Annotated in this window: 16 protein-coding genes; 14 read left to right on the top strand and 2 right to left on the bottom strand. The window is 66.6% G+C overall.

What is annotated here, in order from left to right; all coding sequences use genetic code 11:
• The first annotated feature begins 51 nt into the window (after positions 1–51).
• The 8 genes from obgE (at position 52) to IIE29_RS10330 (ending at position 7,425) form a co-directional block, all read left to right on the top strand.
• A complete protein-coding gene (gene obgE, locus IIE29_RS10295) occupies positions 52–1,620 on the top strand; it encodes a GTPase ObgE (protein WP_209325149.1) in 1,569 nt (522 codons plus the stop codon).
• The gene (proB, locus tag IIE29_RS10300; RefSeq protein WP_209325150.1) at positions 1,617–2,783 is read left to right on the top strand and encodes a glutamate 5-kinase; all 1,167 of its coding nucleotides are present in this window, start codon (positions 1,617–1,619) and stop codon (positions 2,781–2,783) included. Before obgE ends, proB begins: the two co-directional genes overlap by 4 nt.
• 3 nt (positions 2,784–2,786) lie before the next feature.
• On the top strand, positions 2,787–4,076 hold the full coding sequence (locus IIE29_RS10305) for a glutamate-5-semialdehyde dehydrogenase (RefSeq protein ID WP_209325151.1): 1,290 nt from the start codon (positions 2,787–2,789) through the stop codon (positions 4,074–4,076).
• Positions 4,077–4,271: 195 nt separating this feature from the next.
• Positions 4,272–4,430 carry a hypothetical protein gene (locus tag IIE29_RS10310; RefSeq protein ID WP_209325152.1) on the top strand — a complete coding sequence of 53 codons (159 nt, stop codon included), beginning with the start codon at positions 4,272–4,274 and terminating at the stop codon, positions 4,428–4,430.
• A 1-nt stretch (position 4,431) separates the two neighbouring features.
• On the top strand, positions 4,432–5,037 hold the full coding sequence (nadD, locus tag IIE29_RS10315; protein ID WP_209325153.1) for a nicotinate-nucleotide adenylyltransferase: 606 nt from the start codon (positions 4,432–4,434) through the stop codon (positions 5,035–5,037).
• On the top strand, positions 5,030–6,424 hold the full coding sequence (locus IIE29_RS10320) for a hypothetical protein (RefSeq protein ID WP_209325154.1): 1,395 nt from the start codon (positions 5,030–5,032) through the stop codon (positions 6,422–6,424). The genes nadD and IIE29_RS10320 overlap by 8 nt, the downstream gene beginning before the upstream one ends.
• 30 nt (positions 6,425–6,454) lie before the next feature.
• On the top strand, positions 6,455–6,832 hold the full coding sequence (gene rsfS, locus IIE29_RS10325) for a ribosome silencing factor (protein WP_209325155.1): 378 nt from the start codon (positions 6,455–6,457) through the stop codon (positions 6,830–6,832).
• Positions 6,829–7,425: a histidine phosphatase family protein gene (locus IIE29_RS10330; RefSeq protein ID WP_209325156.1), complete on the top strand. Its 597-nt coding sequence runs from the start codon at positions 6,829–6,831 to the stop codon at positions 7,423–7,425. Before rsfS ends, IIE29_RS10330 begins: the two co-directional genes overlap by 4 nt.
• A gap of 31 nt (positions 7,426–7,456) precedes the next feature.
• Here the strand turns inward: IIE29_RS10330 and IIE29_RS10335 are convergent, their stop codons facing one another.
• Positions 7,457–8,596, bottom strand: a complete 1,140-nt coding sequence (locus IIE29_RS10335; RefSeq protein ID WP_246475871.1) for a glycosyltransferase family 4 protein — start codon at positions 8,594–8,596, stop codon at positions 7,457–7,459.
• Positions 8,597–8,718: 122 nt separating this feature from the next.
• Between IIE29_RS10335 and IIE29_RS10340 the strand changes: the two genes are divergently transcribed.
• Genes IIE29_RS10340 through IIE29_RS10365 form a run of 6 tightly spaced genes read left to right on the top strand, consistent with a single transcriptional unit; the run spans position 8,719 to position 14,638 of the window.
• Complete coding sequence (locus tag IIE29_RS10340) at positions 8,719–11,775, top strand: DUF4040 family protein (RefSeq protein ID WP_209325157.1); 3,057 nt, start codon at positions 8,719–8,721, stop codon at positions 11,773–11,775.
• Positions 11,772–12,104, top strand: a complete 333-nt coding sequence (locus IIE29_RS10345) for a sodium:proton antiporter (protein WP_209325158.1) — start codon at positions 11,772–11,774, stop codon at positions 12,102–12,104. Before IIE29_RS10340 ends, IIE29_RS10345 begins: the two co-directional genes overlap by 4 nt.
• Complete coding sequence (locus IIE29_RS10350) at positions 12,101–13,618, top strand: monovalent cation/H+ antiporter subunit D family protein (protein ID WP_209325159.1); 1,518 nt, start codon at positions 12,101–12,103, stop codon at positions 13,616–13,618. Before IIE29_RS10345 ends, IIE29_RS10350 begins: the two co-directional genes overlap by 4 nt.
• The gene (locus tag IIE29_RS10355) at positions 13,615–13,992 is read left to right on the top strand and encodes a Na+/H+ antiporter subunit E (protein ID WP_216629698.1); all 378 of its coding nucleotides are present in this window, start codon (positions 13,615–13,617) and stop codon (positions 13,990–13,992) included. The genes IIE29_RS10350 and IIE29_RS10355 overlap by 4 nt, the downstream gene beginning before the upstream one ends.
• Complete coding sequence (locus IIE29_RS10360) at positions 13,989–14,249, top strand: monovalent cation/H+ antiporter complex subunit F (RefSeq protein WP_209325160.1); 261 nt, start codon at positions 13,989–13,991, stop codon at positions 14,247–14,249. The genes IIE29_RS10355 and IIE29_RS10360 overlap by 4 nt, the downstream gene beginning before the upstream one ends.
• Positions 14,249–14,638, top strand: coding sequence for a cation:proton antiporter (locus tag IIE29_RS10365; protein WP_209325161.1), 390 nt, complete (start codon positions 14,249–14,251; stop codon positions 14,636–14,638). Before IIE29_RS10360 ends, IIE29_RS10365 begins: the two co-directional genes overlap by 1 nt.
• A 41-nt stretch (positions 14,639–14,679) precedes the next feature.
• On the opposite strand, the gene IIE29_RS10370 is transcribed toward IIE29_RS10365, so the two are convergent.
• The gene (locus IIE29_RS10370; RefSeq protein WP_209325162.1) at positions 14,680–15,402 is read right to left on the bottom strand and encodes an alpha-ketoglutarate-dependent dioxygenase AlkB family protein; all 723 of its coding nucleotides are present in this window, start codon (positions 15,400–15,402) and stop codon (positions 14,680–14,682) included.
• Positions 15,403–15,433: the final 31 nt, after the last annotated feature.

Below are 15,433 nucleotides of genomic sequence, written 5' to 3' on the forward strand. Positions count from 1 at the left end.
CCATGAAGGGTGAGTCGCCACGACTCACCCTTCATCTGATATAAGGACATTATGGCCACCGAGTTCGTAGATCGTGTCACCGTTCACCTCGCCGCCGGCGACGGTGGGAACGGTTGCGCCTCGATCAGGCGCGAGAAGTTCAAACCTCTCGGCGGCCCCGACGGTGCCGACGGAGGCAACGGCGGCAATATCGTCTTCCGAGTCGACCGCCAGACCACGACGCTCCTGCCGCTGCACCACCGCCCACATCTGCGGGCCGACGGCGGCGGAATCGGCAGGGGCGACCTGCGGCACGGCGCCGACGGACAGAACCTCGTCATCGCCGTGCCTGAGGGAACAGTGGTCAAGAACACCGCTGGGGACGTCCTCGCCGACCTCGTCGACGACGGCACCGAATTCACCGCGGCCGCCGGCGGCCGTGGGGGACTCGGCAATGCCGCCCTGGCCTCGACGAAGCGCAAGGCCCCGGGCTTCGCGCTGCTGGGCGAACCCGGTGAGACCCTCAGCCTCGTCCTCGAACTCAAGACGATCGCCGACATCGCCCTCGTCGGCTATCCCTCCGCGGGGAAGTCGAGCCTCATCGCGGCGCTGTCCGCGGCGAAGCCGAAGATCGCCGACTACCCATTCACCACGCTCGTGCCCAACCTCGGCGTCGTCCAGGCAGGAGATACGCGCTACACCGTCGCCGACGTTCCCGGCCTCATTCCGGGAGCCTCCGAAGGCAAGGGTCTGGGTCTGGAGTTCCTTCGCCACGTCGAACGCTGCGCCGGCCTCGTCCACGTCATCGACATGGCGACCTGGGAGCCCGGCCGCGACCCGGTCTCCGACCTGGCGATCATCGAATCCGAGCTCGCGGCCTATGCCGTCGACCTCGACGACGGCAGCGGTCTGCTGCCGCTGTCCGAACGCCCGAAGCTCGTGGCACTGAACAAGGTCGACATCCCCGACGGTCGGGACCTCGCCGACATCGTCCGTCCCGATCTTGAAGCCGCCGGCTACCGCGTGTTCGAGATCTCCGCCGTCAGCCATGCGGGGCTGCGCGAACTGTCCTTCGCGATGGCTGAACTGGTGCTGGCCGAACGCGAGCGCCGTGAGCAGATCGAAGCCACCCCGCAGCGCGTTGTCATCCGCCCGAAAGCCGTCGACGATCGTGGGTTCGAGATCATCGCCGACCGTGATTCGGAAGGGCCCCTGTTCCGAGTGCTCGGGGACAAGCCGCGCAGGTGGGTGCAGCAGACGGACTTCGGCAACGACGAAGCCGTCGGCTATCTGGCTGACCGACTCGAACACCTCGGCGTCGAAGATGCGTTGTTCAAGGCCGGAGCCAAGCCGGGGGACACGATCGTCGTCGGCGGCGAGGACGGAGTCGTCTTCGACTGGGACCCCACCACTGTCGGCGGTGCCGAACTCCTCGGCTCCCGTGGCAGCGATGCCCGCCTGGAGGAAGAGGCCCGGGCGACCCGCAAGGAGCGCAAGGCCGCCTACCACGAGCGGATGGATGCGAAAGCCGCCGTGCGAGCCGAGTTCGAGCAGGAGCGATTGGCCGAGCGGGGTCAGCGCAAGGGCGGATCGACGCCCGAATCGGCAGCGGACCCTGCAACGGGGACCGGCGAGGAGTGAGCGCCGCACCGAACGGGGACGGTTCCGCCCTTCCGACCCGCGAGGACATCGCCACTGCCCGGCGCATCGTGGTCAAGGTCGGCTCCTCCTCGTTGACGACGATCGATGGAGGCCTCGACGAGGCCAAGCTCATCGCACTCACCGATGTGATCGGAGCGCACCGGGCCGCCGGCCACGAGGTGATCCTCGTGTCCTCCGGCGCGATCGCGGCCGGCCTCGACCCGATGGGACTGACGAAGCGCCCACGGGACCTGGCCAGTCAGCAGGCGGCCGCCGGAGTCGGCCAGGGGCTGCTCATGGCCGCCTACACCCGGGCTCTGGGCCGCTACGATCTCGTGCCCGGTCAGGTGCTGCTGACGGCGGACGATCTGATTCGCCGGACGCAGTACAAGAACGCCCAGCGCGCGATCGACAAGCTCCTGGCTCTGGGCACTCTGCCGATCGTCAATGAGAACGATGCTGTGGCCACCGAGGAGATCAGGTTCGGTGACAACGATCGTCTCGCCGCTCTCGTCGCCCATCTGGCCCACGCAGATGCGCTCGTGCTCCTCTCCGACGTCGACGCCCTCTATTCGGGCCCCCCTGATCGGCCCGGGACGCGCCTGATCGACCACGTGCACGGAATCGGCGATCTGCAGGACATCGCCATCGGGGGCACCGGCTTGGCCGGGACCGGAACCGGGGGAATGGCGACCAAGGTCGATGCCGCGATCATGGTCACCGATTCCGGAATCCCTGCCGTGTTCACCTCAGCGTCGCAGGCCGCCTCGGCGCTGGCAGGGGAGCAGGTCGGAACCTATTTCTCCGTCACCCATCGACGTCGCGGCACCCGCCTGCTGTGGCTGCGCCATCTGGCGCGGACGTTCGGTTCGGTCACCATCGACCAGGGAGCCGAACAAGCGGTCCTCTCTCGGGGCACCTCCCTGCTCGCAGCGGGCGTGACCGGGGCTGAGGGCGATTTCGAGGCCGGGGACCCGGTCGAGATCCGCAACCTCAAGGGCGAGGTCATCGCCCGGGGCATGACGAACTTCTCCTCGGACGAGCTGCCGACGATGTTCGGGTCCACGACCGAGGAACTTGGCACCCGTCTGGGAAATGATTACCGTAAAGAGGTCATCCATCGAAACGATCTCGTTCTCACACAGGTGAGCGGGGGGAGATAGCCCATGACAGCAGCATCCGAGATCCACCCGAAGACAGTCCGCGGCGTGACCCGGATCGCGCGCAACGCCAAGGCCGCCTCGAGCCTGCTCGCAACGACGTCGACGGCGGAGAAGAATGCCGCACTCATCGCCGTCGCCGAGGCGCTGCGGACGGGAACCGACCGCATCGTCCAGGCCAACGACGCCGACATCGCCAGAGGTGCCGAGAACGGCATGAGCGAAGCCCTGCTCGATCGTCTGCGCCTCGACGCCGAACGCATCTCGGCGATCGCCGAGTCCGTCGAAGCGGTCGTCGACCTCGCCGACCCGGTCGGCAACGTCGTCGTCGGACGGACACTGCCCAACGGCATCCGGCTGACCCAGACCCGGGTTCCCATGGGCGTGGTCGGGGCGATCTACGAAGCCCGGCCCAATGTCACCGTCGACATCGCCATCCTGGCTCTCAAATCGGGCAATGCCTCCATCCTGCGGGGCGGGTCGGCCGCCCAGAGCTCGAACGCGGAGATCATCTCCATCCTGCGCAGCGCGGTCGAATCGGTCGGACTGCCGGCCGATACGGTCAACGGCATCGACCAGTACGGGCGTGAGGGAGCCAATGTCCTCATGAACGCCCGCGACTACGTCGACCTGCTCATTCCGCGCGGCGGCGCCGAGCTGATCAACATGGTCGTCCAGGAGTCCATCGTTCCCGTCATCGAGACCGGCGTCGGCAACGTGCACATGTTCATCGATTCCACGGCGACGGTGAAGACCGCCGTCGATCTCGTGCTCAACTCGAAGACCCACCGGCCCAGCGTGTGCAACTCGTTGGAGACGCTGCTCGTCCACGAGAAGGCCGCGAAGCGCGTACTGCCGAAGATCCTCGACCGACTCGATCAGTCCGGTGTCGTCGTCCATGCCGATTCCGAGGTCTCGGCGTTGGCACCGGCTGCGATGAAGATCAAGCGCGTATCGCGGCGGGACTGGGCAAAGGAGTACCTGGGTCTCGAAATCGCGATCAAGCTCGTCTCGGGCATCGAGGAGGCCATCGATCATATCCGAGCGTACAGCTCCGGGCACACCGAGGTGATCGTGACGAAGGACCTCGACAATGCTGACACCTTCGTCGCAGCGATCGACGCCGCGGCCGTGGGAGTCAACGTCTCCACCCGTTTCACCGACGGCGGGGAGCTCGGTTTCGGTGCCGAGGTCGGCATCTCCACACAGAAGCTGCATGCCCGCGGCCCCATGGGCCTCGAACAGCTGACGACGACGAAGTGGGTGATGATGGGCAATGGCCAGATCCGGTCCTGACCCGACAGTCCCGTTCCTGCCCCGGATCGGGTTCCGGGAATCACCGGTCCGGGACCGAGGACGTCGATCATCGGCATCCGTCATCGCTCGACATCATGTCGATGCCGGTTTCCCGCCACGTTCGTGAGAAACTGAGAAGACAGTGAATGCGACGCGCTCCAACAGCGTCGCATGCAATCAGTAAGGAGATATGACGTGAACGCAGCCATCATGGCCGCAGCCCAGGGTGCGGAGCATTCAGCCCACACCGAGCTGCCGATGGATCCGATCTACTTCGGACTCATCACTCTGGCGATCTTCCTCACGATGGGCATTGTGACTCGGTCGTGGAAGGGCATTTCGCACCGCCACTGATATGGCAGAGCACAGACGCAGAGTCGGTGTCATGGGCGGCACCTTCGACCCCGTCCACCACGGCCACCTCGTCGCGGCAAGTGAGGTCCAAGCGACCTTCGACCTCGACGAGGTGGTTTTCGTCCCCACCGGGCGGCCGTACCAGAAGGATGTCGAAGAGGTCACCAGCGCCGAGCACCGATATCTGATGACCGTCATCGCCACGGCATCGAATCCGCGCTTCACCGTCTCACGTGTCGACGTCGATCGTCCCGGCCCGACGTACACTATCGATACGCTGCGCGATCTGGCTCGAAGCTACGGTTCGGACACGGAGTTGTTCTTCATCACCGGCGCGGACGCTTTGGCTCAGATTCTGACGTGGAAGAATGTGGATGAGCTGTTTTCCTTGGCACACTTCGTCGGGGTCAGCCGACCGGGGCACGAACTCCATGGGGAGGGCCTGCCTGTTGACCGGCTGAGTCTCGTGCAGATTCCGGCGCTGGCGATATCGTCCACGGATTGCAGACAACGGGTGATGGATGGCGCGCCCGTCTGGTACCTCGTACCCGACGGAGTCGTGCAGTACATCGCGAAATACGAGTTGTACAGGAGTGAGAATGGCTGAGGAGCAGTTCACGTCACGTCGAGCCCGGCGAGAAGCCGAGCGGCTGGCGGCGGAACAGGCGTTCGAGGCACGAGGGGTTCCTGAGCAGCCGAACGAGGCGCCGAACTCCCGCGCAGATCTGCTCAGCCCACTGCCGCCGAAGAAGCCGGAAGCGGCGCCGGATGCGTCCGCAGCCGGCGCGGAGACCGGTCCCGAATCTGGTTCCGGATCCGACTCGGCCGGGGCAGAGACGGACTCCCGCATCGACCCCGCTCCGTCACCGCGGACCAATCACGAGCGCGGCGCCCTGGCTTCGGACCATCCGCTCGAATCACGACCGCCTGTCAATGCCGAGGACCGTCTCGACCCGCAGCGGACTCCGCTGCCGCACTTCGAGTCCCGTGCCGAGAAGAAGCGGTATCTGCGCGAACACGGACTCTCACTCAACGGTGACCTGTCCACCGGGGCCCTGCCGGTCGTCGCCGACGAGGAGGAACTGGCCGAGCGACGGGCCGCAGCCGAAGGCCGCCTCACCGGGCCGGTGCCCGAAGTCTCGGAGACGGATTCGGCAGAGTTCCCCGAAGCGACAGACGAGACGGAGCAGCCGGAGCAGGAACACGAATCCTACGATGCCGCCGGGTTCGGCGGCGCCTCCGAAGAAGTCGCAGCACGCGACTTCGAAGCTCCGGTGACAGCCGAATCGGCTCCGCGCCCGACGTCGCTCGACGACGAACCCTATGATGCCCTGTCCAAGCCCTATTCGGCGCTCGAGGGCGAGGACGCAGCAGGGACCGATCGGAGCGCTGCCGAGACCGGTCAGAACGCGACCGAGGATGAGGCCCCGAGCGCTGCCGTGTCCGACGACGACGTCCTGAGCGCCGAAGCCCCCTCGTCGGGGGAGGACGAGGGGCCCGAGCCGAGTTCTCGCTCGCGCCGGATGCCGATCGTGCAGCCGCCCTCGACGTCCGGGGTGCGGGTCGTCACGGCGGCATCGGCCCAGGCCCCGGAGGTCGATGAGTCGGCGAACGGACAGGCTTCTCCTGCACAGGAAGCACCCTCGGCTGAGTCGGAGTCCGGCGCTGCGGATGCCACGGCAGACTGGTCGGGCTCTGCGGGGACCCAGGCGTCCGAGTCCGGGTCCGATGACGCGGCACGCGCCTTGGCGGCGAACCCGGAGACCCGTCCCATGGACGCGGTGCCCGAGGCATGGGCCCTGCCGAACGCCGATTACGAGGACGAAGAGACGGAGAACCCCCCGGGAACGCGGATCCGAGCCAGCTCGGTGACCGGTCAGGACGGAAAGATCCTCATGGGCGAAGAGCCCTCGAAGATGCCGTACATCATCCTCGGCGTGGCTGCATTCTTCGCATTGGCACTCATCGTCATCGCCCTCGTCATGTTCCTCTGACCCCTTCCTGCATCCACCCGAAAGGATCTTGTGAGCGAGATCGCCGAATCAACCCAACTGCTGAGGACCGCGGCCAGGGCCGCGGACGAGAAGCTCGGCACCGACCTCGTCGGTCTCGATGTGAGCTCCACGCTCTACATCACCGATGCCTTCCTCATCATCTCCGCCGACAACGAACGTCAGATCGGGTCGATCATCGACGCCGTCGAGGAAGCCGTGCAGCTCGAACACGATCGCACGCCTCTGCGCCGCGAAGGCCGCGGCAGCGACTGGGTGCTGCTCGACTTCGGTGAGATCGTCGTCCACGTATTCTCCACCGAACAGCGCGAATACTACGCACTCGAACGGCTGTGGAAGGATGTGCCCGTCATCGACCTGCAGCTGCCCGGCTCCGACGAGGCTCGATGACGAAGACGGTCCTGTTCTGGCGCCACGGCCAGACCGACTTCAATGTCGAGGGCCGCTTTCAGGGGCAGTCGGACGTCCCCCTCAACGACGTCGGCCGCGCCCAGGCCGAGGACGCGGCCCGCGGACTCGTGGATCTCGGACCCGAACTCATCGTCTCCTCCGACCTCTCGCGGGCGGCCGAGACCGCGGACAGCCTCGCCCGCCTCACCTGTGTCGAACCGGTCCGTGACAAGCGCCTGCGTGAGGCGGCCTTCGGCGAGTGGGAGGGATCGACCCGCGCCGAGGTGGCCGCCACCTGGTCCGCTGAGCTCAGCGAATGGGCCGCCGGTGCCGACATCGCGCCTCCGGGCGGCGAATCGCGCTCTGAATCTGGGAGGCGCGTCGCCGCCGCGATCACCGACATCGTCGAGTCCACTGCCGCCGAGACGGTGGCGATCGTCGCTCACGGTGCCGTTCTGCGCGGCGCCGCCGAGATCTTCCTCGGACTCCGCGGCACCGGGCGCATCGGGGTGCTTCGCAACTGTGCTCACGGAGAATTCGGCTATACCGGCGGGGCATGGGTGCTGCGCAGCTGGGGCGCGGTCGCCCGCTGATCCCGCCGGCGTGTGACCCGACGGTGAGCACTCAGCCTGCGGACCGCCTGCGCGCGTCGACCGAGCGGATCAGTCCGACGAGCGCTTCCGCCGACTGATCCCAATCGAAGACCTGCGACTGCGCGCGCCCGGCCTCAGACCGCTGTGCCCAGGTCTGTTCGTCCGTGAGGGCGGTGATCGACTCCGCGATCGAGCGCGGATCCGTGGGGTCGAAGTACTCGGCGGCGTCCCCGGCGATCTCCCGGAAGATCGGAATGTCGGAGACGGCTGCGGGCACTCCCTGCGCCATGGCCTCGATCACCGGCAGTCCGAAACCCTCCTCCTGCGACGCCGTGACCAGAGCGGTGGCCTCGTCCAGGAGCCGAGCGTAGTCCGCGTCGCTGATCCCACGATGGAACACGACCTTCGCCCGGTCGGGGACGAGTCGGCGCAGCTGCGCCTCCCGGCGCCCCTCGATGCGGCTGGCGAGGTGCAGCGTCCAACCCGGCAGGTGTGCAAGGGCACGGATGAGGGACTCGACGTTCTTGTACGGCAGAAAAGCGCCCATGTAGATGAGGGTCTTCGCGGCATGCCGGTTCACGGTGCGCGCAGCCGAAGCGGTGACCTCGGCGGCATTCGACACCACGCTCACGGGTCGTCGGGTGAGTCGGTGGGCGGCGATGAGATCCTTCGTCGTCTCGGACACAGCGGCGACCGCATCTGCCCGGTCGAGCAGGATCCGCTGGGGCACGTAGCTGAGATGGTAGGCGCGCCACAGCAGACGGATGGGCAGCGGGAGGTCTCCCGGCGGCTGCGGATGCGAATAGTAGATGAGGTCGTGGACGGTGAGGATGAGGCCGTAGCGGCGCCCGGTCGACCCCATCGTCTGCATCGTCGAGAACACGACGTCGGCGCCCAGGGCATTGAGCTTGGCTGCGACGGCCACCTCGGCAGGGGAGGTGGGGTCGTTGAGTCTGACCCACGGACAGTGGGGAAGCAGAGCCAGCTGCGCCTCGTCGCTGATGATCGCGGTGACATCGATCTCCGTCCCTTCGACCGCCCTGAGGAGGGCGGTCAGCAGGCATGAACCGTAGCGCGAGATCCCGTCGTGGTGCCGCGTGCGAGTGAAACGCGCGTCGAAGAAGACCGACAGCCTCGGCGTCGGCTGAGGCCTCATTGTGCTTTTGCTCATGGAACTCCGAGTCGATAGTCTGATTCTTCGAAAGTCTGTGTCTGTCAATGTGCGCACATCGCGATGAAGGATCAGTGAGTGAAGGAACTGTCACCTGTGCCCGCGGCCGCTGAGGCCCGGTCATGATCCTAACGATTATCGCACTTGCCGCACTCATCGCCCTCACTCCCTTTCTCACCCGCGTTGCGGGGAGGGCCAGCGGTTGGCCCCTGGCAGCCGCCTATCTGGGCGTGGCCGGACTGTTCACCCCCACCGCCGCCGAGGTGATGGCCGGGAACACCCCGGAGGTCTCCTATCCCTGGATTCCCACGCTGGGTGTCGATCTGGCCCTGCGCGCCGACGGCATCGGCGTCGTCTTCACCTATATCGCGCTGATCATCGGCGCCGTGGTCTTCGCCTACTCGACGAAGTACCTCTCACCGGGACGCAATACGAGCTTCTACTGGCTGATGGTGATCTTCACCTTCTCCATGGTCGCTCTCGTGCTCAGCAACGACGTCCTCGTCCTGTTCGTGTGCTGGGAGCTGACCTCGCTTGCGTCGTTCTTCCTCATCGCCCGGTCCGGCTCGCCGGGGCAGGCGCCCGCCCTGCGCACCATGCTCTTCACCTTCATCGGGGGACTCAGCCTGCTGGTCGCGACCGGGGTCATCATCGCGGCGACCGGGACGACGAACCTGCATGAGGCGATCAGCTCTCCCGTCTGGGCGGGCCAGCCCGAGGTGACGACCCTCGTCGCGCTTCTCGTCGCGATCGCGGCCATGACCAAATCCGCCCAGTTCCCGTTCCATCCCTGGCTGCCCGACGCGATGGCCGCCGCCACTCCGGTCTCGGCCTATCTGCACGCTGCGGCAGTGGTGAAAGCCGGGATCTTCCTGCTGCTGCGGTTCTCGCCGACCTTCCACGCGACCCCCGCCTGGAACGGTCTGCTCATCGGCGCCGGGCTGATCACGGCCTGCCTCGGCGGCTGGTTCGCGCTCAACCAGCACGATGTGAAGAAGCTCATGGCCTATTCGACTGTCTCGCAGCTCGGTCTCATCACCGCCGTCATCGGCGTCGGCACCGAGGCGGGCATCGCCGCGGCCACCCTGCACGTCATCGCCCACGCCCTATTCAAATCCGGCCTGTTCATGATGGTCGGCGTCGTCGATCATCTCGCGGGGACCCGCGATCTGGCACGCATCCCCAAGCTCATGCGCACCGCCCCCGCCTCGTTTGCGGTCATGATCATCGGCTGCGCGTCGATGGCGGGCATCCCGCCGCTGCTGGGTTTCGTGTCGAAGGAGTCCCTGTTCGTGGCCCTCGGCGAAGCACCGGGAGGCGACTGGACCGGGTGGACGACTCTCCTCGTCGCCGTCGGCGCCTCCGTGCTCACGTTCGCCTACTGTGCGAAGACCGTCTGGGGCAGCTTCATCGACGGGCGCGAACCCGAGCCGCGCCGCCTCCACCAGGGCTCGTCCGTCATGCTCACGGCCGCGGCCTTGCCGATCGTCGCCTCGATCCCGTTGAGCTTCGTGCTCTTCGCCTTCGACAACCCGCTCGATCAGGTGGTTCGCGCGGCGATGCCGACCGCGACAGGGTCTGTGCATCTGGCGCTGTGGCACGGAGTGAACATCGAACTGCTCGCCTCGGCTCTGATCATCGCCGTCGGTGTGCTCATCATCGTCAAACGCTCGCAGGTCTTCGTCTTCTTCCACCGGGCCACACTGCCCTTCGACGGCTCGGATGTGATCGACGCGCTCAACCGGGGGCTGCGCCGCGCCGGCCACGTGCTCTCGGCATTCGTGAGACCGGCGAATTCCGGGCCCTACCTCGCCCTGTCCCTGGCGGGGCTGAGCGTGCTGGCCATCGGTGCGATTCCCGCCGTATACCGGGATCTGCCGCCTCTGCAGGAGGGGCTGGCACGTCCTGTGGACCTCATCCTCCTCGTGCTCATCGCCGTCGCCGTGCTCGTCGTCTGCACGTCCCATTCGCGCCTGACGACAGTGGTCGCGCTCTCCGCGGTGGGGATCCTCGCCACGGTGCAGATCCTCGCCCTCGGCGCCCCCGACGTCACCCTCACCCAGCTGCTCGTCGAGGCGATGACGATCATCGTGATCATGCTCGTGCTGCAGAAGCTGCCTCGGTCGTTCTGGCGCTATCCGAAACGGAAGCAGAGTCCCCGCCTGATCTTCGCGATCATCGTCGGAGCCTGCATGAGTGCTCTGACCCTTGTCCTCAACGGGCGCCGGGAGCGCTCCGATCTCGGCCGCTACTATCTCGAGCATGCTCCCGAGATCAGTGGGGGAGACAACATCGTCAACACGATCCTCGTCGAATTCCGTGCGCTCGACACCCTGGGGGAGCTGACAGTGCTCGGTATGGCCGGCATCGCCATCGTCGCCGTCATGTCGACGGTGAAGGACAAGTACATCGATCCTCCGGCCGAGAACATTCCCGAACCCCCGCGTCCGCCGTGGGTGTCGATCAGGCCGAAGGGCACCACCGCCTACCGTGCCGTCCATGAAGCATGGCCGAACGTCATCCCGCTGCAGCTGACGATCAAGGTCCTCGGCCCGCTGCTGGCCGTGACCTCCGTGCTGATCTTCTGGCGCGGGCACAACTCACCGGGCGGGGGATTCATCGCCGCGCTCGTGGGGGCGGCGGTCATCGGACTGGCCTACTTGTCGACGGCGAAGGACCGCGCGATCGGTCCGCCGCGGGCACCGCTGTACCTCATCGGCTCCGGCGTCGCCACCGCAGTGGTGACCGGGATCATCGGGCTCGTCTTCGCCGGTTCCTTCCTCAAACCCATGCACACCGAATTCGCCGGTCAGCATTGGACGACGTCGATGCTGTTCGACCTCGGCGTCTATCTTGCGGTGCTCGGACTCATGCTGCTGTCGTTCAACCTCCTCGGCGTCTCGGATTCGGCCGCGACTCCGGCCGGTGACGATGTGCTCACCAACGGCATCATCCACCGTGACGTCGAACGCACCCGCGAACGCGCCGACGAGCTGCTCTACGGCGAGCTCAGCGGTCCGATGGAAGCGATCCGCGGGGAACGGCCGGAACGCAGCAGACGGGCCGCCCAGGCTTCGGCGGAGGAGCGGGTGCGCGCGACCTCGACGCACATCCTGCGCGGAGACCCGCCGGTCGAACGGCATGAGGATCCGCCCGTCGAAAGGCAGGAGGCACCGTGATCCTCGCACTCACCATCGGCGTCCTCACCGCCGGCGGCGTCTACCTCATGATGCAGCGGTCGATGGTCAGGGGAGTCTTCGGCCTCACCCTCATCTCGCACGCGGCGAACTTCATCCTGCTCTCGGCGGGAGTCGGTGCCTGGAGAGACGAACCGCTGGCCGGTCGCGGCGGTCTGGCCGAAGCGGCGGATCCGCTGCCTCAGGCCTTCGTCCTCACCGCCATCGTCATCACCCTGGCCGTGACCATCTTCATGCTCGCCCTGGCCGTGCTCGGCCATGACGACGACCAGCAACGCAGTCCCGAGACGGGGGAGGAGCGCGACTCATGAACTCGGCCCTTCTCCTCCTGCTCATCGGCGTGCCTCTGCTGTCCTCGGCGCTGAGCGTGCTCATCACCTCTCGCACCTTCGACCGTCTCCTGCTCCTGGCCGCGCCGATCTTCGTCGGCGGCAGCGGAATCTGGCTGCTCGGCATCCATCGGGACACACCGGTGATCGCTCATTCAGTGGGAGACTACGTACCCGGACTTGCGATCGTGTTCGTCTCTGACACCTTCACCGCGCTCATGCTCGTGCTGACCTCGCTGGTCGCGCTCGTCAGCTGTCTCTTCCTCATCATCACCGGAGAAGACCAGTACCGCTTCGTGCCGGCGCTGATCCTGATGATGCTCACCGGCGTCTACGGCGCTCTGCTGACAGGTGATCTGTTCAACTTCTTCGTGTTCGTCGAAGTGATGATGCTGCCGGCCTATGCGCTCATCGCCGTCACCGGCACCTGGCGCAGACTCGGCATCGGACGTCTCTACGTCATGGTCAACCTGCTCACCTCGACGATGCTGCTCATCGGCGTCGGGTTCGTCTACGGTGCCACCGGCACGGTCAACCTCGCCGTCCTCGCCGACCAGGGCAGACCGACCGGACAGGCTGGCATCGCCCTCGGCGTGGTGCTGCTGTCGCTGCTCATCAAGGCCGGTGGCGCGCCCTTCCACGGGTGGCTCGTGCGCAGCTATCCGAACACCTCGGCCGGCATGATGTCCCTGTTCTCCGGGCTCCATTCGAAGGTCGGCCTCTACGCGATCTACCGCATCTACACCACGGTCTACGGTGATCCTGCTCCCTGGGTGTCCGTGCTGCTCATCGTCGCCGTGGTCAGCATCCTCATCGGTGCGATCTCCGGGTTCGGGCAGGTGCGCGTTCGCAACGTCCTCGGATTCCAGATGATCGCGGGCGTCGGACACATCCTGCTCGGCGTCACCCTGCTGACCTCGGCCGCGCTCGGCGCCGGCGCTTTCTACATGGTCCATCACATGATCACGATGGCGGGCCTGCTGCTCATCATGGGCGCGGTCGAGCAGACCTACGGGACTGGGTCCTTCCGGAAGCTGTCCGGACTCGCCGGACGCGAGAGATGGGCGACCGTGCTCATGGTCCTCGGACTCTTCTCGCTCATCGGCCTGCCGCCGACCTCGGGACTGTGGGGCAAGGTCGGGCTCATCACCGCGGCCACGGACAGCGGCAGCGGCCGCGGGTGGGTCCTCGTGTCGACCATCGTCGTCGGAGCCCTCATCAGCCTGCTGGCCCTGCAGCGCACATGGCGCAACACCTTCTGGGGGCCGCCGATGCAGACCTATCGTCCCGATTCGGCCGAGACCGGTCGTGCCCCGGCACAGCCGATCCTCCGCAGTGTGCGCATCCCCGCACGGCTGCTCGTGCCGGCCACGATCATGATCGGCCTCTCCGCGGCGCTCTTCTGCTTCCCGGAGCCGCTGCTCGACATCACCCAGCGGGCCGCCGACGGTCTTCTCGATCACAGCGACTACGTTCAGGCGGTGATGACACCTTGATTCGAATCATCCGCGGCGTGTCCTATGTCGGCTTCATCCTGCGGGCCGTCGTCACCGGCTCCTTCACCGTCGTCACCCGACTGTTCCGGGCCGATTACGCGCAGCCGATGATCGTCGAGCTTCCGCTGCGCTGCGCCACGGACCTCGAGGTCACGCTCTTCGCCTCGTCGATCACGATCACCCCGGGCACGCTCGTCGCAGCCATCGCCGCCGGGACCTCGACACAGCCGCCCGTGCTGTTCGTCCATGCGCTGTTCGAGGAATCGGAGGAAGAGGCCCTGGCCGGACTCATCGACATGGAGTCCCGTCTGCTCGCCATGACCCGGGGACGGGCCCCCGGGCTGCGCACCGAGTCCGAAGGAGAACGCCCATGACCGTCGTCGTCAGCATCTGCGCGCTCATCCTCGCCGCAGCCATCATCATCGGCCTCGTCCGAGTCCTCACCGCCCGTGACCAGGGTTCGCGGGCGGTGGTCTCGGACCTCATCTACTTCTCGTCCATCGCGATCGTGACGATGCTCGGCATCGCCGTGTCCTCCTCGGTCGTCCTCGACGTCGTCTTCCTCTCCTCCATGGTGGGGATCCTCGCGACCATCGCTCTGGCCCGCATCCTCACCAGGGGGCACCGCTGATGAACGAGACACTGGCCACCGTCCTCGTCGGGATCTTCGGCATCACCGGCTCACTGCTGCTGCTGTCCTCCGCACTGGCGATGTTCCGGGTCCGCGACTCGCTGTCGCGGATCAATGTGTTCTCCCCGGCGACGGGACTGGGCATGCCGCTCATCGTCGTCGCCGCCTACGTCTTCGACCTGCACGCATCGGGCTTCGACTGGGTGTCACTGCTCATGGCCGTCGTGGCCGTGCTGTGCCTGATCATCGTGTCTTCGGTGGCGAGCAACACGCTGGCACGTTCCGCGGTGCTCTCCGGCCAGCCGGTCTTCCGCAAGACCTCCCCGAACCGGCTCGCGCAGCCGCCGGTCGGGGCTGAGGACGTCGATCCGGACACGGACCGGCCCTGAGTTCGGCTCCGAGCGATCCTGAATCCTGGCGCAGAGCAGCCTCAGCCGCGGCCGGTGGTGCGCATCGTGATGTTGATCCTTCCGCCGCCGAGGTGATCCAGACGTCCGGCCTCCGGTGCGGTTCCCGGCTGGATCGACCGCACCCCGTGATAGGCGAACCGAGCCGGTCCGCCGAAGACGAATGCATCGCCGGACGCCAGACGGAGATCGGTGTACGGTCGGTTGCGGTGCTCGCTGTTGCCGAACCGGAAGAGGCAGGTATCGCCCAGGGACAGTGAGACGACAGGTGCCGGATCGAATTCGTCCTTGTCCTGATGCATGCCCATCTTCGCCTGCGCATCGTAGTAGTTCACGAGCGCCACATCCGGATGGTAGCCGTTCGGAACGAATCCCCAGGCGGCAACAGTGTCCGCTGGCTGGTCGTCGGCGTCGTCGACGACTGCCGTGGCCGCCTGCAGGACCTGCCGTCCCAAGCGTGTCATCCAATCGGGGAAGGGGAGCACTCTGCGGTTGTTGACGTCGGCGGCGCGGCGATCGTAACGACCCGGCCGCCAATGCCACCCGAGACCGATCGTGCGCACACTCATCGGGTGGCCGGCAATGGTGGTGGCATGGGGCGGCACCGGTCCGGACTGCCATTCGGCCCAGCGAGCGATGATCCAGCTCTGCGCCTGCTCGGAGAGGAACCCCGGTATCCACACCGCGCCCGGAGCGACGATGCTCGGTCGACGGTCGAAAGCCTCATCGGCGAAGAGCGAATCCATGTCTCCCAGGATGCCAGAGGCGACGGCGGCC

Source organism: Brevibacterium renqingii (assembly GCF_017808095.1).
Classification (GTDB): domain Bacteria; phylum Actinomycetota; class Actinomycetes; order Actinomycetales; family Brevibacteriaceae; genus Brevibacterium; species Brevibacterium renqingii.